Origin of the sequence: Roseovarius sp. MMSF_3350 (assembly GCF_030733425.1) — a bacterium.
Lineage (GTDB): Bacteria > Pseudomonadota > Alphaproteobacteria > Rhodobacterales > Rhodobacteraceae > Roseovarius.
This window is the reverse complement of the sequence record NZ_JASHIZ010000020.1, coordinates 32,687-53,381: the sequence shown is the minus strand read 5'-3', so window position 1 is coordinate 53,381 and position 20,695 is coordinate 32,687. Positions and strand designations below refer to the sequence as shown.

Annotated in this window: 20 protein-coding genes; 11 read left to right on the top strand and 9 right to left on the bottom strand. The window is 59.2% G+C overall.

Going from position 1 to position 20,695, the window contains the following annotated elements:
• Positions 1-17: 17 nt before the first annotated feature.
• Together RBB31_RS16925 and RBB31_RS16920 are read right to left on the bottom strand one after the other, a co-directional pair.
• On the bottom strand, positions 18-1,544 hold the full coding sequence (locus RBB31_RS16925; RefSeq protein ID WP_306130436.1) for a 3-hydroxyacyl-CoA dehydrogenase: 1,527 nt from the start codon (positions 1,542-1,544) through the stop codon (positions 18-20).
• A gap of 2 nt (positions 1,545-1,546) precedes the next feature.
• Positions 1,547-2,320, bottom strand: coding sequence for an enoyl-CoA hydratase-related protein (locus RBB31_RS16920; protein ID WP_306130435.1), 774 nt, complete (start codon positions 2,318-2,320; stop codon positions 1,547-1,549).
• A gap of 169 nt (positions 2,321-2,489) precedes the next feature.
• Between RBB31_RS16920 and RBB31_RS16915 the strand changes: the two genes are divergently transcribed.
• The 5 genes from RBB31_RS16915 to RBB31_RS16895 all read left to right on the top strand — a co-directional run bounded on the left by RBB31_RS16915 (position 2,490) and on the right by RBB31_RS16895 (position 7,162).
• Positions 2,490-3,248 (top strand): GntR family transcriptional regulator, encoded by a 759-nt coding sequence (locus RBB31_RS16915; RefSeq protein WP_306130434.1) that lies wholly within the window; start codon positions 2,490-2,492, stop codon positions 3,246-3,248.
• A 71-nt stretch (positions 3,249-3,319) separates the two neighbouring features.
• Positions 3,320-4,303, top strand: coding sequence for a tripartite tricarboxylate transporter substrate binding protein (locus RBB31_RS16910; protein WP_306130433.1), 984 nt, complete (start codon positions 3,320-3,322; stop codon positions 4,301-4,303).
• A gap of 4 nt (positions 4,304-4,307) precedes the next feature.
• Positions 4,308-4,886, top strand: coding sequence for a tripartite tricarboxylate transporter TctB family protein (locus tag RBB31_RS16905; RefSeq protein ID WP_306130432.1), 579 nt, complete (start codon positions 4,308-4,310; stop codon positions 4,884-4,886).
• A 12-nt stretch (positions 4,887-4,898) separates the two neighbouring features.
• Positions 4,899-6,422: a tripartite tricarboxylate transporter permease gene (locus RBB31_RS16900; protein ID WP_306130431.1), complete on the top strand. Its 1,524-nt coding sequence runs from the start codon at positions 4,899-4,901 to the stop codon at positions 6,420-6,422.
• Positions 6,419-7,162, top strand: a complete 744-nt coding sequence (locus RBB31_RS16895) for an enoyl-CoA hydratase/isomerase family protein (RefSeq protein WP_306130430.1) — start codon at positions 6,419-6,421, stop codon at positions 7,160-7,162. The genes RBB31_RS16900 and RBB31_RS16895 overlap by 4 nt, the downstream gene beginning before the upstream one ends.
• Before the next feature lie 25 nt (positions 7,163-7,187).
• On the opposite strand, the gene RBB31_RS16890 is transcribed toward RBB31_RS16895, so the two are convergent.
• A complete protein-coding gene (locus tag RBB31_RS16890) occupies positions 7,188-8,255 on the bottom strand; it encodes a TauD/TfdA family dioxygenase (RefSeq protein ID WP_306130429.1) in 1,068 nt (355 codons plus the stop codon).
• Between the two features lie 80 nt (positions 8,256-8,335).
• Here RBB31_RS16890 and RBB31_RS16885 point away from each other — a divergent pair, with 80 nt between their 5' ends.
• Positions 8,336-9,211: a LysR family transcriptional regulator gene (locus tag RBB31_RS16885; RefSeq protein ID WP_306130428.1), complete on the top strand. Its 876-nt coding sequence runs from the start codon at positions 8,336-8,338 to the stop codon at positions 9,209-9,211.
• 96 nt (positions 9,212-9,307) lie between these two features.
• Here RBB31_RS16885 and RBB31_RS16880 read toward each other — a convergent pair whose 3' ends face one another.
• Complete coding sequence (locus tag RBB31_RS16880) at positions 9,308-10,165, bottom strand: MurR/RpiR family transcriptional regulator (protein WP_306130427.1); 858 nt, start codon at positions 10,163-10,165, stop codon at positions 9,308-9,310.
• A 159-nt stretch (positions 10,166-10,324) separates the two neighbouring features.
• Here RBB31_RS16880 and RBB31_RS16875 point away from each other — a divergent pair, with 159 nt between their 5' ends.
• From RBB31_RS16875 to RBB31_RS16855, 5 genes are all read left to right on the top strand, one after another.
• Entirely contained in the window at positions 10,325-11,134 is an 810-nt protein-coding gene (locus RBB31_RS16875; protein WP_306130426.1) for a transporter substrate-binding domain-containing protein, read from the top strand.
• A gap of 71 nt (positions 11,135-11,205) precedes the next feature.
• On the top strand, positions 11,206-11,946 hold the full coding sequence (locus RBB31_RS16870) for an amino acid ABC transporter permease (protein ID WP_306130425.1): 741 nt from the start codon (positions 11,206-11,208) through the stop codon (positions 11,944-11,946).
• 2 nt (positions 11,947-11,948) lie between these two features.
• Complete coding sequence (locus RBB31_RS16865) at positions 11,949-12,821, top strand: amino acid ABC transporter permease (protein ID WP_306130424.1); 873 nt, start codon at positions 11,949-11,951, stop codon at positions 12,819-12,821.
• A gap of 12 nt (positions 12,822-12,833) precedes the next feature.
• Entirely contained in the window at positions 12,834-13,580 is a 747-nt protein-coding gene (locus RBB31_RS16860) for an amino acid ABC transporter ATP-binding protein (RefSeq protein ID WP_306130423.1), read from the top strand.
• A gap of 11 nt (positions 13,581-13,591) precedes the next feature.
• Positions 13,592-14,983: a lyase family protein gene (locus RBB31_RS16855; protein ID WP_306130422.1), complete on the top strand. Its 1,392-nt coding sequence runs from the start codon at positions 13,592-13,594 to the stop codon at positions 14,981-14,983.
• A 7-nt stretch (positions 14,984-14,990) separates the two neighbouring features.
• On the opposite strand, the gene RBB31_RS16850 is transcribed toward RBB31_RS16855, so the two are convergent.
• The 5 genes from RBB31_RS16850 to RBB31_RS16830 form a co-directional block, all read right to left on the bottom strand.
• Complete coding sequence (locus tag RBB31_RS16850) at positions 14,991-16,124, bottom strand: two-component system response regulator (protein WP_306130421.1); 1,134 nt, start codon at positions 16,122-16,124, stop codon at positions 14,991-14,993.
• Positions 16,125-16,431: 307 nt separating this feature from the next.
• Positions 16,432-17,178: a hypothetical protein gene (locus RBB31_RS16845; RefSeq protein WP_306130420.1), complete on the bottom strand. Its 747-nt coding sequence runs from the start codon at positions 17,176-17,178 to the stop codon at positions 16,432-16,434.
• A 62-nt stretch (positions 17,179-17,240) separates the two neighbouring features.
• Positions 17,241-17,597 (bottom strand): hypothetical protein, encoded by a 357-nt coding sequence (locus RBB31_RS16840; protein ID WP_306130419.1) that lies wholly within the window; start codon positions 17,595-17,597, stop codon positions 17,241-17,243.
• 24 nt (positions 17,598-17,621) lie between these two features.
• Entirely contained in the window at positions 17,622-18,557 is a 936-nt protein-coding gene (locus RBB31_RS16835) for a dynamin family protein (RefSeq protein ID WP_306130418.1), read from the bottom strand.
• Positions 18,554-20,617 carry a dynamin family protein gene (locus tag RBB31_RS16830; protein ID WP_306130417.1) on the bottom strand — a complete coding sequence of 688 codons (2,064 nt, stop codon included), beginning with the start codon at positions 20,615-20,617 and terminating at the stop codon, positions 18,554-18,556. Before RBB31_RS16830 ends, RBB31_RS16835 begins: the two co-directional genes overlap by 4 nt.
• Positions 20,618-20,695: the final 78 nt, after the last annotated feature.

Below are 20,695 nucleotides of genomic sequence, written 5' to 3'. Positions count from 1 at the left end.
TCAGGGCGCAGGGCGGCTCAGCCCCGCGCCGGTGTCTCTTCGGTCGTTGCTGACATGCCGAGGGCGGCGCGGCGGCGCAGCCATGGACCGACGCGGTGGCGCGGATCGCCCGAGCATTCGGCCATCCCGTCGAGAATCTGCACGATCCGCGACACGCCCAGCACATCGGCGAATTCCAGCGGGCCGTTGGGATAGTTGAGGCCCAGCTTCACCGCGCGGTCGACATCTCCGGGCGTGGCGATCCTGTTCTGCGCCACGCTGGCGCCGATGGCGCAGATCATTGCGAGGATCCGCTGCGCGACGAAGCCGGGGCTGTCCTGGATGCGAGTGACAGGTGTGCCGTCTTGGGCCAGCATGGCATGCGCCTTGCGCATCGGCTCGGCGCCGGTGACTATGGTTTTCATCACCGTCCGGCGGCCCTTGAAGTCGAAAATGGGATCGACGGCGACCGTGCGCGCGGCGTCCAGTCCGGCCCGCGCTGCGTGAGTTGTGGCATCAAGGCCAAGGGGCATGATCAGAATGACTGCGTCCGCGCCGGGGCTGTCGCCGGTTTCCAACTCGGCGCCCGATGCAGTGACGATCTCTTTCAGGGCGTCGGCATCCTCTCCGGGTTCTACCCAGAAGGTGCCGCCCTCGAACTCCGGCGCGGCGGGTTCTTCGGGGCGTTGCTGTTTGCCGTCCTCGTAGACATAGTGACCCTGCTTGGTCTTGCGGCCCAAAAGGCCCGCCTGCATCCGCTGCCCCATCAGCATCGCGGGGCGGAAGCGCGGTTCGTGATAGGATTGCTCGTAGATCTCGACCGTCGCTGGGTGAGTTACGTCGAGCGCGGTCAGGTCCAGCAGTTCGAATGGCCCCATGCGAAAGCCCGCGGCGTCGCGCATGATGGCGTCCACGTCGGCGAAGGTCGACACGCCCTCGTCCACCAGGTTCGTGGCCTCCAGCGTGTAACCTCGCCCCACCTGATTGACCAGGAACCCCGGCGCATCGGCCACGCGAACAGGTGTGCGGCCCATGACCTTGCCCAGTTCGACCAGTCGGTCGATGATGGCGGGCTCGGTGCGGATGCCCGCGATGACCTCGACCAGCGGCATCAGCGGCACCGGGTTGAAGAAGTGAAAGCCCGCAACCCTGTCGGGCCGGTCGCAGGCCGCTGCCAGCCGGGTGATCGACAAGGACGACGTGTTGCTGGCCAGGATGCAGTCGGGACGCGTGGCTTTTTCCAACGCCGCAAAGACCTCAGATTTCAGTGCCATGTCCTCGCTGACCGCCTCGATCACCACGTCGGCCTCGGAGAAATCCGTCATGTCCCTGGCCGGCATCAGCCGGTCCTTTGCGGCGCCGGCCTCATCGGCGGTCATGCGCTCTTTCTTTATGGCGCGGTCCAGCATTCCGTTGATGAACTCGATCGCCTCGGTGGTGGCTTCGGCTCTCGCATCGTAAAGGATCACGCGGCAACCGCCAGTCGCCGCCACCTGTGCGATGCCGCGCCCCATGGCGCCTGCGCCGACGACGCCTACGGTTCGGCTTTCGCTGTCTGCTGCCATGGTCATTTTCCTTTGAAGTTCGGTTTGCGTTTTTCGATGAAGGCGTTCATGCCCTCTTCCTTGTCCTCTGTGTCAAACAGAGTGTCGAAGGTGCGCCGTTCCAGCATAAGCCCTGCGTCGAGCGACGTATCCTGACCGGCCAGCACGACCTCCTTGATGCGGCGTGCGGCCAGCGGGGGCAGGGCGGCGATCTGCTCGGCCAACTCCATCGCGCGGTCCAGTACCGCGTCATCGGCCACGCATTCGCTGGCCAACCCCATATCGAACGCCTCGCGCCCCGTTATGGGGTCGCCCGTCAGCATCATCTTCATGGCTTTGAACTTGCCGACCGCGCGGGTAAGGCGCTGGGTGCCACCACCGCCGGGCATGATGCCGACCTTGATCTCGGGCTGTCCGAACTTGGCACCTTCGCCCGCGACGATGATGTCCGCGTGCATGGCCAGTTCGCAACCGCCGCCCAAGGCAACGCCACGCACCGCAGCGATGAAGGGGATAGGGCAGTGCCCGATTACCTGCCACATCCGCCGGACGTTAGAGCGGGTAATCTCGGCCGTGCCCATGCGGGCCATGTCCTTCAGATCGGCCCCGGCGACGAATGCCTTGTCATCGCCCGTCACCACGACGCAGCGCGCGTCCAGGTCGTCGTAGAGCGCGGCAAACCGGTCGGTCAGGGCCTTCCGCAAATCCGGGCTCAAGGCGTTTCGGCTGTCAGGTTTGTTCAATGTCAGCAGGATCACGCCGCTCTTGCGGCGGTCTTCCAGGATCAGGTCCGGCATTCGTCTCCTCCCCTAAGGCCCGCATAATTAGGTGAAAACATCCTAATATTGGAATGACATAAAAACAATCACAATTTTCTGGACGGGTCGATCCTTTGTTTGCTAGCGTGATAGCAGCGATACACTGGCGGTGTGCCGGAGCAGCGCGACGAAACAAGGGATCGAAACGATGGACGTTCTGCGGAAAAGTCCCGGCAAGCTTTACCTCCACGTGGCGGATATCTTGCGCCAGCGGTTGCGCTCCGGCGAGTTGTCCCCGGGCGACAGGCTCAAACCGATTTCCGAATTGGCCGAAGAATTCAAGGTGGCCACTGTCACCATCCGTCAGGCGGTCGCTATTCTCGAGGATGAAGGCCGTCTGATGCGCCAACAGGGTGCAGGGACCTTTGTCACCGAGAGCGTGGGGGCCGAGGATACGTTTGCAGTCGGGCTAGATTGGCCAGAGCTCTTGGACATGGTTACCAAGACCGACCCGCGGCTCATTGAAAAGCGCGAGAACGTGGAGCTGAAGGCAGGCGACCTCAAGGGAGGAAACGCTGCCGACTCGTATGTCTTCCTGCGGCGTGTGAACGCTCTGAAGGGGCTCGATTGCCTCGTGGCCGATGCCTACATCGCCTCGGATCTCTACGCGCAATGCCCTGAGCGGTTCGATCACGAGACGATCATCCCGGTGATCGAGTCGCTGCCCGGCGTGACCATCGCCAAGTGCCACCAGACCCTGACCATCGGGCAGGCGGACATGGACAAGGCGTCGCTTCTGGGCTTGCCGCTCAGCTCTCCGCTTGGCGACATCCGCCGGATCCTGACGGACCCTTTGGGCCGCGTCCTTTACTTCAACGATGTCTCCTATCGCGGCGACATGGTGAAATTCGAGATCAGTCTCGATTTGACCGCAGGCAAGGCGGAGGAGCCGAACCGGCGGTCCTGACGGCACGCGCCTCTGGCGGGTGTCGACGAACGGGCGAAAACGCCCACGACAAATGTATTGGGAGGATACACATGACCAAGACCAGACTTCTTGCCGGGGTGGCCATAGCGACCGTGGCCGCATTGCCAGCGGTGGCGCAAGACTACCCGTCGCAGCCCGTGCAACTGACCGCACCTTACGGGCCGGGCGGCGCATCGGATCTCGCGGCGCGTAACCTCGCCAACGTGGCACCCGACTATGTGGGACAGCCTGTGCTAGTTACGAACCGTGCGGGCGCAGGCGGAGCTACCGGCTCGGCCTATGTCAAGAATTCCGACCCCGACGGATACAATCTGCTGTTGGCGCGTATCGGCTCGCACAGCATCTCGCCGGCGCTGAAGACGTCGATGCCCTACAACTGGGACGATTTTACCTATCTCAGCCTGCTCGAGGTCAACCCGGCGGCCTGCGCCACGGCGACTTCGAAACCCTACGAGACCCTCGATGACCTGAAGGCGGCGATCGAGGAAAGCCCTGGCGCCATCACCTACAGCTCGGCGGGCGTGGGCACGCTGCACCACTTGGGCGGCATCATGCTGCTGGACGAGTTGGGCTTTGAGAATCCCGGCACCGATGCCACGCATATCCCGTTCCAGGGCGGCGGTGCAGCCGCGGCTGCCGCGGCCACCGGTCAGGTAGATTTCGTCTGTTCCAACGTCTCGGCCATCATCAGCCAGATCGAGGGCGGCCAACTTCGTCCGTTGCTCGTGACCACGCAGGAACGGCTGGACTCGATGCCCGATGTTCAGACCGCGTCCGAGCTGGGCATTCCGGGGATGGAAGCCCTTGTGGGTTGGTCGGGTCTCGTCGGGCCGCCGAACATGGACGAAGCGGCCGTCGAAGCCTGGACCGAGGCGCTGCCGAAGATTGGCGAGGATGAACGCTGGGTGAACCAGACCATCTCGCTGGGGTCGATCCCGAAGATGCTTTCGCCCGAGGATACGGTGGCGTTCGTCGAGAACCAGTACAACACGTTCAGCAGCCTCGTCGACAAGCTGGGCCTGCAGATCGACTGATCTATTGACCGATCCGGGCGGGGCCATCGGGCGCCCGCCCGGCAATATCCACACCCGCCCCATCCGGAGGATTCTTCCCGTGAAGACCGCTCACAAGCGCGACTTCCTGCTCGGGCTCTTTGCCTGCGCGCTGGCGTTGATCATTCTTTTGGGTATCCTGCCCTGGGCCGTCAAGTCGCCAAAGGTAGTGCCCAATTTGGCCTTGTCGCCCACCTTCTGGCCGCGCATCATTCTAGTGAGCGTCGCTGGGTTCGGCGCGCTTCTGGCGGTTCGCGCCTTCTATGACAAAGTGCAGGACAACCAGCCGTTGCGCAGCGACGCCGAGGAGCCTCCTTTCGGCGAGAGCGACCTGCGCGTGATGCTCGCCGGAGGGCTGATGATCGCGTTCTGCGCGTTACTGAAACCGCTGGGCGTGGTGCTGCCCGGCATCGCGCTATTGCTTGCGATGATCATCCTGCATGAACCGCGCCAGTGGCCCAAGGCCATCGTCGTCTCGGTGATTTTCGTCGCGGCGCTCTACACGTTCTTCCGGTTCGTGGCCAAGGTTCCAGTGCCCCTCGGGCCGCTGAACAGCGTGTTTTGAGGTGCTGACGTCATGATCGAGAACCTGTCGGACGCTCTGGTCCTTTTTCTGAACATCTACAACGTGATTGCGCTTGCCGGCGGCATCGCAATCGGGGTGATCGTGGGCGCGATCCCGGGCATGACTTCGACCATGGCGGTCGCGCTTACGCTGCCCTTCACCTTCACGATGCCGCCTGTCACCGGCATCCTGTTGCTTCTGGGGGTCTACAAGGGCGGCGTCTACGGCGGCTCGATCCCAGCGATCCTGGTGCGCGCGCCCGGCACGCCCGCAGCTTCATGCTCCGTGCTCGACGGCTATCCGCTGGCGCAAAAGGGGCAAGCAGGCAGGGCGCTTGACATGGCGCTTTACGCCTCGTGCTTCGCCGACCTGGTGTCGAACCTGTCGCTGATCCTGCTGGTGGGGTGGCTGGCCGCGCTCGTGACCAGCTTTGGCCCGCCCGAGAACTTCACGCTGATCTTCTTCTCGTTGACCATTATCGCGTCCGTGTCGGGGGACAGCCTGTTACGCGGCTTCATTTCTGCCGGGGCGGGGCTCCTTCTGGCCACCGTGGGGCTCGACCTTATCTACGGAACGGACCGGTTTACCTTCGGCAATTCCGACCTGCTGGGCGGGCTGGCCTTCATTCCGTTGCTGATCGGTCTCTTTGCCATCCCCGAGATTCTAAACGGCTATGCCCGCCGGAATGAAACCGGCAAGATGGCCTCCGACCCGGCTGGCTCTCGTGCGACATGGGCCGACTTCAAATCCTGCTTCCGCTCGATCTTTCGAGGCAGCATCATCGGCGTCATCCTTGGCGCCATACCTGGTATCGGCGGCGCGCCCTCGGCCTTCGTGTCCTATTCCGAGGCCATGCGCCGCTCGCCCAACCGCAAAAATTTCGGCAAGGGAGAACTCGAGGGCGTCGCCGCCGCCGAAGCAGGCAACAATGGCGTGGCAGGCTCCACTATGATCCCGCTGCTGGCGCTCGGTATCCCCGGTGACGTCATCACCGCCGTCATTCTGGGCGCATTCATGGTCCACGGACTGCGGCCCGGGCCACTGCTTTTCGAGCAGAATATCGACCTGATCTATGCGCTCTTCATCGGTATCTCGATCAGTTCGCTGTTTCTGCTGATCATAGGCAAGACCGCGATTCACTTTTTCAAGCATATCGCCTCGATCCCTGCGACGTTCCTCTACCCTGTGGTAATGATCCTCTGCGTGTTTGGCGCTTATGCTGTGAACAACTCCTATTTCGACCTTTACGTCATGGTCGCCTTCGGTTTTCTCGGCTTCCTGATGATGCGGATGCACGTGCCTTCGGCGCCCTTCCTGATCGCCTTCATTCTGGGGCCGATGCTGGAGGACAGTTTTCGCCAGTCGTTGCTGATGTCCCAAGGCAGCATGACGATCTTCGTGCGAAGCTGGATCACCTGGATCTTCTGGGCGCTGACGTTCCTGTCGGTGGGGCTGATGATCCGGCGGCACATGGCCGGCAACGCACCCGAGGCGGCACTGCCTGACCCGGAGGCCGCGAAAGAAGAACGGCGATGACGGACAGCCTGCGGATCGACAAACGGGGGCGGGTGACGATCTTCACGCTCAACCGTCCCGACAAGATGAATGCCATCGACACCATACTGGCGCAGGCGCTGCAGGACGGTTTCGCCGCCTTTGACGCCGATGACGACCAGCGCGTCGCGATCCTGACCGGGGCGGGCGAGAAGACTTTTACCGCCGGTGCCGACCTTGCCGATTTCCCCGAGCTTTGGCGCTGTTTGCCCGGAATGGGCATCACCACCATGAAGCCAGTGATCTGCGCCGTTGACGGGCTTTGCATCGGCGGCGGGATTGTGATGGCAGCGCTGTCGGATCTCTGCGTCGCGTCCACCCGCGCGAAATTCGTGTATCCGGAGGGAAAGGTGGGCGTCACCGGCGGCTTCATCGCCACGCTGGCCGCCCGCCTGCCGCACAAGATGGCCATGGAAATCATGCTGCTGGGCCGTGCCGTCAGCGCAGACAGGGCGTTTCAGATGGGCCTCGTCAACGAAGTGACGAAGCCGGGTCAACATCTTGAAGCGGCACTCGCCATGGCGGAGGAAATGGCCGAGATGGCCCCGCTGGTTTTGCGAACCCTGAAACAGGCGGTGGTGGCCGAGATGCTGACGCCGGCGCCGGCCGAAACCATGGGCCGCGCCATTCGGGATCTCGACCGAGTGGAGACTTCCGAAGACAAGCGCGAGGGCCTCGCGGCCTTTCGCGAAAAGCGCAAGGCCGAATTCCGGGGCCGCTGACACGGAGCGCCCCCGGCGTGCTCCGTCAGTCCAGCGGCGCGTGCAGCTTGGTTTCCTTTGTGACGATGCCGCCGCGATTGCCGATCTCGATCGAGCCGTAGCGCTGCTTAAAACAGGCGGGCAGAGGGCGATCGCCCTCCAGCGACAGCCAAAGGCGCAACAGATGCCGCCGCTCGGACTTTTCGGGCCAGTCGAGGAAGCCTGTCCGGTCGTGCAACTGTGAATGGTTGTAGACGAACTGCATGTCGCCCGGCTCCAGGTCCATCGAGAAATTCAGCTCTGGATCGTCGGCCAGCGCGTCGAACATGTCCAGCGCCTCGACGTGCTTTGGCGTCAGCCGCATCGCGTCGTCAAACCGCTGCGCACTGTCGATATATTGCCGCTGGTAGAACACGGTCAGGTAGCCGTCCTTCCAGTTCAGCACCGGGATTTCCATGAAGGGCTTCTCGCCCTCGGGTACCTCGCCGCGCCGGTCGGTGGCAATGGGATCGAACAGCTTTTCCAGCAGGTCCGGCCGCTCGGCCCGCATCCGGTTATAGATGGTCTCGGCGCTCACCAGCAGGGACCGTCCGCCTTCCTTGGCCTTCTTCAGGCACAATAGGCCCACCACATCTGCGCTGTCGGTGTGAAAGGTCTGCCGGTCCGAGGTCTGGTAGATCCGACTGTTGGGATCGTTGGGGTCCGCGCCGATATCGCGAACATGACCCAGGATATGGCCCTGAGCGTTCTGCGACCGGGCGCTTCCGACATGCGCGCCGATCCCGCAGAAGACCGCGGCAGCGAATTCCTGGCTGTAGCCCTCGACCGGCAGGCCTCGCAACACTTCGACGCCGACACCGTCCAGCATCGTTTTGCGCAGTTCCTTCAGGTGTTCGGCAAACTGACCAAGCGGAAACGCTTCTTTGCTGATCTCGCCCACGTCTTTGCCGGTGTCCAGAAAGGCCTCAGCCGCCTGCTCCAAGTCGACGATATCCTCGTGGCTCAGCCGATACAGCCATTTTTCTGGGCTCTGAGCCATTTCACGACCAATCCAGGCCGACGGGCCCTTCAATTTCTCGGGTAGCTCCTGCAGGTCGATTACGGGCACTGTCATGGTGGCCTCCTCTGTTCTTCTATTCGCTGCATCATTCTCTAGACTAATTTACATGCACATAATAATGATTTGAAATCATGATGAGTTCTGCCCCCTCTCTAACCGTCCTACGGGCGCTGAAAAGTCTGGCCGTAACCGGCAACGTCTCGCGCACGGCGCAGGCGCTTGGCCTCACGCAGTCGGCGGTCAGCCGTGCTATTGCCAATTACGAAAAGACCATTGGCCTCACGCTTTTACAGCGAGAGGCGCGTCCCCTTACCCTGACAGAGGCGGGCCAACTCGTCGTCGCTCGGGCAACCGAGATCGACCATTCGCTGGATATGCTGAACGAACAACTGCTGGCGCTGAGGCAGAACCGCACCGGCTATCTGCGCATAGGCTCCTTCGGGCCCACCGCCTCGACTCGCATCCTGCCGGACTTGTTGAACCGGGTCGCCCGCGCCCATCCCGGCATCACCATCAGTATCCAAGAAGCCTCAGACGACACCACTCGGGAGGAGGTTGCACGCGGCCTGACCGACCTTGCAATTCTTTCCAACCCGGTGGACGAGTTCGACGCCATCGCGCTCGCTACCGACGAGTTGGTGGCCCTTGTGCCCGAGAATTCGGACACGCCGCCCTCGATGAGCGCTGCCGAACTCGCTGCCGCGCCGTTCATCATGACGCTGGCCGGTAGCGCGCCCACGATCCTTAGCTGGTTCCAAGCGTCCGGTCTGCAACCCGAGATCCAGCATCGCATTCAACAGACTCATTCGATTCTCGAGCTGGTCCGGTGCGGTCAGGGATTGGCTGTCGTCGCTGCGCTCGCGCTGCCGAGGCAGATCGACGGCGTGCGCGCGCTGCCCTTGCAACCGCCCTCAGAACGCGAAGTTTATTTGGTGAAGAAAACCGGTGTGCCTAGGTCGCCGGCCGTAACCGCGGTGTGGAATATTGCGACATCCTTCAGTACGCTTTGATTTGCGCAGAGACAAATAAGGCTCAACCGGCCAAGAACTCCATATCGCTTTAGATGTGGTGATAAGGTCACCTGCCCGGCAGGATGGGAACCCTTCTTAATCGAGGTAGAGGCCGCTATTGCCGCGGATTTTCTCGATTTCCCTGAGCCGGCCATCTGAACGTTCATCGCCGACTGACGCTGCTGTCGCCAGCAGCGTTTCAATCATGAAAAGAACGGAAACCAGAGAAGGGTAATAATGGGGGCTGGTTGTAGGTGCGTAGAAGACTGTGTCCGCGTAAGGCACGAGCGGCGAACTGGGCCGGTCGGTCACCGTGAAAATCTGTGCGCCCTTGGAATGGGCATATTCCACGGCGCGGATCGTCTGCAAAGAATAAGGCGAAACTGAAAATACCAACAAGCTATCGGACTCGTCGATCACGGCCAGGCGCTCTGTCAAATCCACGAGGCCCCCGTGCAGTGCTACGAAGTTCGGCAGCGCCATGCTGCCGGTGACTTCCATGAGGCCGGAAAGCCAGTAGAGAGATCCGGAAGCAAGCAAATAGGTGTACCTGCTTCGGTGTACCGATTTGGCGAAAGCGTCAATGGCTTCGGCGTCGAGAAGGTCGGCGGCAGTGGCGAGGTTGCATTGCACCGACTGCGTGAGCTCTCGGATCAGCTCGCTGCTGGACGTACCGCCGAAAGAGTTTCGAAGCCTGCCGACGCGGGCTCCGAACCCCGTATTGGCGGAAATGCTGGCCTGATATGCAGACCGCAGTGCGGCGTAGCCGTCGTAACCCAGTGCCTTGGCCAGCCTCTGCATGGTTGCCGGAGAAACGTCGCAATCTGACGCAATTGCGCGCATCGAATCGAAGGCCATTCTGTCAGGATTATCGAGAGCGAAGCGGGCGACTTGCGTCAGTTTCTTCGATAAATCGGATAGACGATCGTGAATAAGCTCCGTTGGGTTTTCCAAGTTCGGCCTCCTCTGATGCGAAAAAATACAAAACGATTTTCTCTGCTAAAAATATTACATTTGTTACACGTGACGGGTAGACAAAACATTTGGAATCACCTTCAGTGCTCTTAATGTCACGGCTTAGACCGTGCTCAATTACAACAGGAGGACGTACCAATGGGTCGTTTCATCACCACGACGTTGGCCGGCGCGGCGCTGGCTCTGATCTGCAGCCAGGCGCAGGCGGATCAGCTGGAAGACATCAAGCAGGACGGCGAGATCGTCGTCGGCGTCAAGCAGGACTATAAGCCATGGGGCTATCTGACGTCCGACGGCGAACTGGCCGGGCTGGAGATCGACCTGGCCCGCGACGTGGCAGAGCGTCTTGGGGTCGAACTGGAACTCGTCCCCGTGGTTGCATCGAACAGGATGCAGTTTCTCAGCCAGGGACGCATCGACCTGATCATTGCAACGATGGGTGACAACGAAGATCGCCGCGAGGTCGTCGGTATGATCCAGCCGAACTACTATGCCGGGGGCACAAATGTTCTGGCGCCGAAGTCCGTTGGGCTCGAAGAGTGGTCGGACCTGGACGGGCGTGACGTCTGTGCGCTTCAGGGCTCCTACTACAACAAGCGCGTGACGCAACTTTATGGCCCGAACCTCGTCGCGTTTGCCGGTATTCCCGAGGTTACCTCAGCACTGCAAAACGGGAACTGCGTGGCGTTCCTTTATGACAACACTTGGATCGAGTCACAGCTGGCTTCCGACGAACAATGGGCTGACTATGAGATGCCCTTCGAGACCGAGGACCCGCAGGCCTGGTCCATCGCCGTTCCGCTTGAAGAACTGGATGGGCCCTACGGCCAGAAAATGAGCGAGATCGTCACGGATTGGCACAAGACCGGCTTCCTGATCGAGCGGAACGAGGCGAACGGTATCGCGCCGAGCCCGTTCCTCCAGGAAATGCACGAAAAGTTTAAATAGCCCTTTTCGCCATTTGATCTTCCGGCGGCGAGTGCTTCGCCGCCGGTTCCATTTCAGGACGACGGCGGGCAATGGATTCTGCAAGCATCATAGAGTGGTTGAGGCCGGACTGGTTTTTTGACCTCACAGTCGTCAGCGATGAGTACAATCGCGGGCGTTACCTGGCAGGCTTGTGGATGACCGTGCAACTTTCGGTCATTTCAATTTTCCTGTCGCTAATCGTCGGAGCCGTGGGTGCGGCAGCGCAAGGCGCCCCGTCTCGGACCCTGAGGGTACTGGTCGGTTTCTTCGTGGCCTTTTTCCGCAACACGCCGCCGCTGGTCCAACTCTACTTTTTCTACTTCGCAATCGGCACCGTTCTGCAGATCACTGGCGACGATGGTCGGCCTGAACCACTTGTCAGCAATTTTGGCTGGGCAATCATTTCTCTTTCGCTCTTTGCCGGCGCCTTGAATGTCGAGATCTTCCGGGCCGGGATCGAGGCTGTTCCGAAATCTACTGTCGAGGCGGCTGAGGCACTTGGGTACAAGAGGTTGCAGATCTACAAGGACATCGTGCTGCCCTTGGCGGTGCGCATCTCGCTGCCCGCGCTTGGGACGAATCTTGTGAACCTGGTCAAGACGACCACGCTTGCCTACGCCATCGCGGTTCCGGAACTTCTTTATGTCGCGGCACAGATATGGTCGGAAGATCTGAATGTTCAGGAAATGATGAACGTCCTTTTGCTCTCGTACGTGGGGATTGTCGCCATACTCGTTTGGGTGCTGCACCACTGGGAGAAGAGATTGCGGATTCCGGGCTACGGGAGGTAAACATGCAGTATCTGAAAAAGCAGCCCGCACCTGTCAACGGGCACCTTCCCGTGCTCCTCCCGATGCGCAGTACAGGAGAGCCGCTGCCGCTCACTGACAGAATTTTCAATCTCTGGACAGCGTCGCTGCTCTTCGTGGCATGTGCTGCTGCGTTGGTTACGCCTGCGCTGGCACAGCAAGATGGCGAAAGCCAGCGCAGCATTCTCGAAATCCTTCTCGAGTGGACGCCGACGATTGGCTCCGGGTTCGCCTTCAACGTACTGATCTCGATCTGCTCGATGGCCGTCGGAACGGTGCTTGGTGTCGGGCTGGGCATCCTGCAGGTTTCGCCACTGAGGATTGTGCGCCAGGTTTCCTGGACCATTACGCAGTTCTTCCGGAATTCGCCTTGGCTGGTGCTTTTGTTCTACTGCATTCTGCTGATCCCGTTCCAGATCGAGATATTCGGTGCCGAAGTGCCGTTTCCAGGCTGGATAAAGGCTGTGCTGGGGCTTTCCCTTCCGGTCATGGCCTACATGTCGGAATATGTCCGGGGTGCGATCATGTCGATCCCGGTGGGGCAATGGGAGTCGGCGGAGTCTCTTGGTTTCAATCGGGCGCAGACGATGCGGGAGATCATTCTTCCACAAACCGTCAAGCGTATCCTGCCGTCCTGGATGAACCTATACGCCGTTCTTACAATGGCCACACCATTGGTTTCGATCGTAGGCGTGAATGACGTGATGGCGCTGACGCGCGCGGCCCTCAGTGCCGAAGGCCGCGTGGACCTGCTGATCCCGATGTATCTCTACATCCTTTGCTGGTTCTTTATCTATTGCTATCCGATCAGCGCGTTCACGCGCCGGCTGGAACGCAAATTCTCCGTGCAACTCTGAGGCGAGGCTCTTATGGCTTGGACAAGTGATCGACCGATCATTTCCCTGAAGAACGTTCACAAATCATTTGGGAAAACCGAAGTACTTCGCGGGATCACAATGGACGTCCGGAAAGGCGAAGTCGTCTGCATAATCGGGCCTTCCGGCTCCGGCAAATCGACCCTCATCCGATGCATAAACGCGCTCAACGACATACAATCGGGCTCCATCACCGTCGAGGGGCAGGAGGTCAGTGACCCGAAGCTGGACAAGCTCGAGCTTCGTAAAAAGGTCGGCATGGTATTCCAGCAATACAACCTCTTTCCACACAAGACGGCGCTTCAGAACGTGATGATGGCGCCAATCAAGGTGCTCAAACAGGATCGCAAGGCTGTCGAGGAACGTGCGCGTGCCTTGCTCAAGAAGGTGCGCCTCGAAGGCAAGGAAGACAATTATCCCGGCGAGCTGTCAGGGGGGCAACAGCAGCGGGTGGCGATTGCTCGCTCGCTTGCCATGAATCCGGATGTGATGCTGTTCGACGAGGTCACTGCGGCGTTGGATCCCGAAACGGTCAAAGAGGTGCTCCAGACCATTAAGACGCTCGCTTCGGAAGGGATGACCTGTATCCTTGTCACCCACGAGATGGGTTTTGCCCGCGAGATTGCGGACTGCGTCTATTTCACTGACCGGGGCGTGATTGTCGAGTCTGGTCCGCCTGCCACTTTCTTTGACGAGGCAAAAGACCCGCGTACGCGCGAGTTCCTCAGCCAAATCCTCTGACAGACGATAAGATGCTGGAACATGACGTCATGATGAAAGAGGTCGCCGACAGTCTCGGTCGGCTCGAGGTGCCCGTAGAAGCGCTTTACGGAGCAAGCGCGGCGCGCGGGGCGGAGAATTTCTGCGGGTTCGGTCCGGCCTTGTCGACCTATCCGGAGTTCATTTGCGCCGTGGCCAAGGTCAAGCGGGCCGCCGCACTCGCCAACCGCCGGGCCTCTGGTTTGTCCGTGCGCGAAGCGGACGCCATTATTGCGGCATGTGATGAAATCGTGGCCGGAGAGCACTGGTCACAATTCGTTGTCCCGATGGCGGAAGGCTCCGGCGGAACCTCGTTGAACATGAACTTCAACGAGGTCATCGCAAGTCGAGCGAACCAGATACTGGGCGAAGCGCAGTCCGACCCGATCCGATCCAACGATCACGTAAACCTTAGCCAGTCGACCAATGACGTAATCCCTACTGCGATCAAATTGGCCTGCGTGCTTCTTATGCCCGGTTTGAAAGACGCGGTTTCAGAACTGGTTGCGGAATTCCGCGCGAGGGCAGATGAGTCACGGAACGTGTTGAGAACAGGCCGGACCTGCATGCAAGCGGCCCAACCGATGACATATGGCCAATTGTTCGATGGCTATGCGGCGCTTTTGGAAATGTCTCTGAATACTCTGGAGCGTGCGGTTGACGATCTCAGGACTGTGCCGATGGGGGGTACTGCCATTGGGACTGGGCTTGGCCGTGTCGATGGATATGAAGCGCAAATCGTACCCGCTCTCGCGGAAAGCTTCGGCTTCGATGTCCAGGGACCAATTGACATGTTTGCCGCGATGCAAGGCACTGATGGGTTCCAGCGCCTGTCGGGTGAACTGACAGGTCTTGCCACCAATCTTGGACGCATCGCCGCCGACCTTGTCATCCTCAGCAGCGATGCGGCATCCGGGATCGGTGAGATTAATCTACCGCCCGTCCAGCCGGGTTCATCCATTATGGCGGGCAAAGTGAATCCGGTCGTGCCGATGCAGGTTCAGCAGGTCTCGTTTCAGGTGCACGGTTTGAACACCACTGTCGCGATGGCCTGCCAGGCCGGGCAGATGGAAATAAACCATTTCGAAACGGTCATCGCCCAATCACTGTTCGACCAGTTCGCGCTTTTGGCGCGTGCCAGTACTCTTTTTGCGCAAAAGTGTATTTCCGGATTGAGCGTTGATGAAGACCGTTCTTACGAAAATCTCGCTTCGTCATTTGGCGTCTCGACCATATTCCTGCACCATCTTGGCTACGAGAAGGTGGCGCAACTTGCCAAGCGCTCTCTAGAAGAAAAAACGTCATTGGCTCAAATTGCGATCGCGGAGGGTCTGTTGGCCAGGGGTGAAATCCGAGACGTTTTAATGGATGCAACCCAACCCTGATCCAACTTTAACGTGAAGTAAGATGGCTTTCTTCGCTGAACAGTTCATGCAAGGCGCGTTCGTAGAAGCGTTTCTCTGACGTTGGTCTTACGCCTTGAGAACGGTCGACACTTTCTGTGCCGGCAAGTTCGTTGCCGTTTTGCAGTTCCGCTTCGAGTTGCTGGACCGCAGTGACGGATTTTTCAATCGCACCTTTGGCTGCCGTTCGAGACAGCAAGCGCATCGATACAGGGTTGCTGAGCAGTACCTCTATGCGATCGTCATCGATGTAATGCCGGATCCGGGCCCCGAACAGTTCTTCGAGGTTCTTTGGTTTCAACGAATTGTCGGAAGTTCTCGTGCTGTGAACCAAGATGAGGAAGATCCCGCCGCCACGATAGGAAAAGACGCAGTCAAATTCCTCAGTGGCGCGCTGGATGGAATAGGCCAGGCTTTGGATCGCTTCACGAAACTTCGTGCTGCCAGCAAGGTCGAAAAAAAGTTTCGCGTCGCGCAACATCACCGAAACAGCGTACGATCCGAAGATCTTCGCGCGCGCCAGTTGGGAAATGTAGTTATCAAACTCGATATAGCGCAGAAAGGAGTCCGCGTCGCCAATTGAAATAGGGTCATCGAAGCTGAACTGATGAACCGTGGCGGACTTGAGCGTCAGCTTGCTCAGGACTTCAGTGCTTTTCGCGGCCGCTCGTCGTGCCTGAACAAGTTCGTGCGCACATTTGATGCGGCTGCGCAATTCGTGAAAATCGAACGGCTTGTTGATGAAGTCGGATGCGCCGGCGCGAAATGCGGCATCAATGTATTCTCGATCATTCATTGCCGTAAGCATTAACACGGGCGTTTCCGCGTATTCCGGTAAGGCACGCAAATCAGCGAGCAGTTCGATGCCGTCGATGTCGGGCATTTGGATATCCAGAAGCACGCAATCGAAGGGCACGTCTTCATCCAGGATGATTTCGAATGCGTCCGCGGCAGAGCTTGCTATCAGTACGTCATAGTCTTCCAACGTCTCAAGCGCGGTTTTGACCAATTCCAGAATGCTGGGTTCGTCGTCGACGACGAGCACGCGAAATACCGGCTCTTCATCAGCCGTCTTGTGCAGCAGTCGCTGAAAAGCGTCTTTGTCGTGATCTGAAATTGACATGTTTCATGCTCGCTGGGTTGTGATCTGCACGAACACCTTCCTCAATCAATTTGATCAATTTGGGGCATAAACACCGAAAAAATTAGACTAATGTGCCAGAATTAAGATGACAGATCGGCCCGTATCTGATGCTGAAGCGGCAATTATTACAAGGCGTGGTGCCCAACGCGCCTATACCGCGGGACCATTTACCGAGGATACGTATGGCATATTTGTGGCTGATATTTCAAAGCTTTGATATCTACGCAGCATGTCCAGGATATAGCTCCGTAACTCAGGTTTCTTTGCGGCGGATAGCAACGGATGTTCAGCGTTCTGATGCTTGGAAGACCTGTCGCCATGCGCGTATAGCCGTGAAAGCGCCCGAGTTTGGAAACGCAGCGAAAATCCGGTCGTTGCCGTCCTCTGCAATCAATGCCTGAACGTCCTGCGTGAGCGCGAAAGCCGAGCAGGATGGGCACGCCGTCTCAATGCGACAGGCAGTTTTGCGATTTTCGGCTTTCGACAAGACGATGTCTCGGAGGCTCTGCAGCTTTTCCATGAGTTCGACGTCAGAGCCATGTGTCAACATGCGACCATCGCTTGCCTGATAGATCCACCCCAAGCTCTGCGCATGCGACATCTTGAGAAAGGTCTTCAGTCGGTTTTCGAAACCTGGTTGATGGCTGAATTGGCCCATGTGCGTTGCGGTACAGGTCGTGCCTTGTGCCATTATGGCGGGCGCCCGTCCGGCAAGGCGCAACCGTATCGGGCCGGATCGAAGGAATAAGGCTTTGATCGCCTTTGCGTATTCTCGCGCGACGGCGCCCGCGTCGCGATATCGCTCCGCGTCGAGTTCGATCTTCTTCTCGCCGATCTTCAACTCGATCAAGCGTCGGTTGGAGACCACGATAGTTGCTTCTGTCCCGGTATCGGAACACAGGGCAAACGTGCGCGGCAGCACCGTTTCATCGATTTCCTGCGTCAGGCGGCGGATCAACCCGGTAAAGTCCCTCGCAGGCAAATCTTCGCTTTCGCGCAATGCTTCGCTTGGTGTCATCACACGGTCAAGCATGCTGCGCAGTAGGTGCGCCGTCACTTTGTCAGTCTTCGTGGGCGCGGTTTTCGAATGTCGTTTCACATCGCCCCCGCCATTTCCGTCAAGATTTTCTGAGCCGACCGAGTGGCAAGCGGAACGTCCGACACGTCTCCGCAAACGCAACACACGATGTCGGGACTACCCGCTTGGTATCGCACGAATATCCGGATCTCATCCGGCGTGGCCAGAACCACGAGATCGTTGTCGTTTGACATCAGATCCGATAGCTCGAAATTTGCCGACGCTTGGCGCATCACTTCGTCCAGGTATTCTTGCTTGTAAAGGTCGGACGCACTTGTGCGCAGAGCGAGCCCCGTCGAGATGTCGCCGAACGAGGCAAGCGTGCAGCTTGGCACCACCTGCCTCAGTTCATCGAGGCGCTCCGAAAGGTACATCGAGTGATCCATAGGGCTCTGGTGCTAGCCGGTTGCCATTTGGGACTTGGTGGGCCTTTCGGTCCGACCGCGCATCTGGGTCAGGACACGCACGCGCTTGGGCACTACGCCTACCGTCTGTCCGGTGGCTGACGAGGCCTCGGCCGCTTGGTTGCTATCGTCATCAGGCGACGTCTCTGCAGCGTTGCCATCGGACGCGAAAGGTTTTGCAGACTTGTCTTGCGACTGGACCAAAGCCGGTTCGGCAAATGACAACGCGGGGGCTTTCATCAGGTTTTCGACCAGATCATTGATGAAATCCGCGGCACCGCTGGCTTTCCACTTCGCCTCGTCCTCTCCGGCGGCAATCGCCTCGGTGATTGAAATGGGGAACGTTCCGCGGAACAGCCCTTGCGTTTCCTTGCGCACACGGGTCATCACACGATTGAGGTCTCTTTCGGAATGAAGCTTGTCGACTTGAGTCACAAGAAGAAAGTTCTCTCCATTTGTGCGTTCCGCAATCTGTTGCCACGTCGCGGCTTCCGATTGACGCCACGCCTGTGTCGCTTGCGTACACCACACGACGCTATCCACCTCGTCCATTACGGACATCCAGACTTCCGACGACATACTTGGATCCGAGATGCCAGGCATGTCGATCAGGTCGCAGATCTCCAGCGTATCGCACGGCTTGTAGAGCCGGATGAGGCGCGTCTCTTCCAATCTGACCTGTTCGATCTGGTCGATGTCGATGGGTGTCTCGACCCCGTCGTGACCCACGGCGTAGACAGCGTCCTCGCCGTGGCTGATGAGCACGGGGGGAAGGCGCGTCGCCGTGACCTTGATCGGAAGGGGGTTCTCGCCGAGAAAGAGCTTGATCAAAGTACTTTTGCCGGCACTGAACTCGCCCATAAGGGCCAGACGGGTCTTGCGGGGCTGTTTGAAAGATTGTTCGTGGGTCACCGGTTTCTCCTTCGTCATGTCGCATAGCGCCTGAACGTCTTGAGCGTGTCCTCGAGCTGTCGTTCGTGGCTTTCATGTTCCGACGCATCGAACAGGCGTTTGGCATTGCCTTGGCGTTCCGCGTCGGAGGTCAGGCTGGTCAGTATGCTTCTCTGCTCATCCAGAAAATGCTCCAGTTCTCCGAGTAGTTCTACTTTAATATCAGCGGTTTGGACGTCCTTCATCTGGATCATGAAGTCTTCGGTTTCTGCGCTGATGAGGTCGCCGAACTTCTTTGCGAAGGCCTTGTAGCCGCGCATCCTGCGCCACCAAAGCGACCACCAGCTATCATTGAAATCCAGCGCGATCGTTTGGCTTAGCGAGACAGGTGCGGGCACCTGGGGGACGTCCGGCACGGCAAGCTGGATGCCTTCCACTGCCGGGCCAAAGCTGCGGAACAAGAGTTGAGCGGTCTCGGTCACGGCTTGTTCGTAAATTGCCTTGGCGGATTTACGCGCCTGGATGCCCATGGCGGAATAGGCCGATCGCAGCAGCATGCGAAGACCGGTCGGATCGTATTCCCAGACATGTTCGTCGCCGTAGGTTTCAAGGTGGCCCAGCAACGAGTGTGTCGCGCGTTCAACGAAATTCGCATGGGCACGATCTGCGCGGAGCCTGTAATCGTCGAAGATGCCTGACAGCTGCGACTCAAGCGTGGCGACATTGTCCTGTGCCATGCGCTCGAACGCTGCCAGTATCTGCTCCGAACTCAGTTCGCCCGCGCTGCCTTCGCCCTCGACCCGCACCGTCCGGACCGCCTGTTGAGACGTTGCGATGGTGGTTGCGGAGGAGGCAACGCGTTTGAGGAACGGCGCGCCGAGGCTGGTCACGATTTGATCTGACACCGCCGCCATCAGTTGCGGCAGGCCCGACATTTCCCAGATCACGCCCACGGGTGTGTTGCGGGTGAACTTTTCGCCCAGCACCGCCCTGCTGAACGAGACGAGAGCATCGGCACTGGCCTTGTGCATGGACTGCAACTCGCCTGTAAGCACCATGTTTGCCCAGTACGCGCTTCCGAAAACAAGCTGCGCGTCCTCAGGACCGCCATTGAGCTTGAGCGTTGCACGGATGCTGTCCTCGATCTCGGACATCTGGCTTGCCGGGTCCGAAAGCTCGTCGATCCGGTTCACGAAAATTATCACGTCGCGCGATCTCAGGTTCGAGATCATGCGAAGAAGCGCCATGTCGACAGAAGTCAGGGCTTGGGTGGCCGACAGGACAACGACGCAGACACGGCTGTCGCGCAAAGCCTGTATAGTGACCAGTTCGCGCACCATGAAGGTGTCGTTCACACCGGGCGTGTCGCGAATGCACATGCGGAACGGAACGCTCTGACAATTGAGAAACAGATCGGCAGAACGCGTGATATCGGCAAAGCGCCCCTGGTCGTCGGAAATAGCGTCCTGTGTATCAACGTCGAAATCGTCGCCAAGGCAGATGTAGCGTTCCAGCAAATTCTTGTCGAAATAGCTGTAATTGTGCTCTTGGCCCATGAGCAGCTCGAAATTTCGGCCAAGACGAGCTTTCGACATCGCGCGCATCCGCTCGATCTGTTCCTGTATCTTGGCAAGTTCGCTGTCTGCCCCGGCCCGGTCTGCAAGTTCACCGATGCGTCCCCCCTTGGTGGTCAGACGCGCCCATTCGCCTTCAGTCATGAACCGGAACCGAGCGCCTTTCTCGGCGCGTTCTTTCGCCGGGGTCAGGTGAAGGGATGTCACCACGGAGGTCCAGGGGTTGACGTCAGACGGCAAAAGGTCGGACCAGCCGGCGATCGCGTTGATCAACGCCGTCTTGCCGGCTTTGACCTGACCGAGAACGGTCACGCGCGGCTCGAACGTGGCCAGCTCGTTCTTCAGGCGATCTATAGGTTTCCGGCTTTCTTCGCCTACGAGAGCGCCAAGGGCATCGATGGCGTCCTGAAGTGTCTCCGCCTCATGCGCAAAATCCGCGAGTTTCTCCATGCCAGCCCGCAGGTTGGACGGGCCCGTGGAGGCCCGGATTTCTGTCGCGGTATCAAACTTCGCTTCTATGTTCATCTAGGCACCTGTTGTTCGCGTCTTCACGGCGTTGTCTTTTGTGTCATCTCGCTCGGTGATTGTGCTCGGATAGAAATT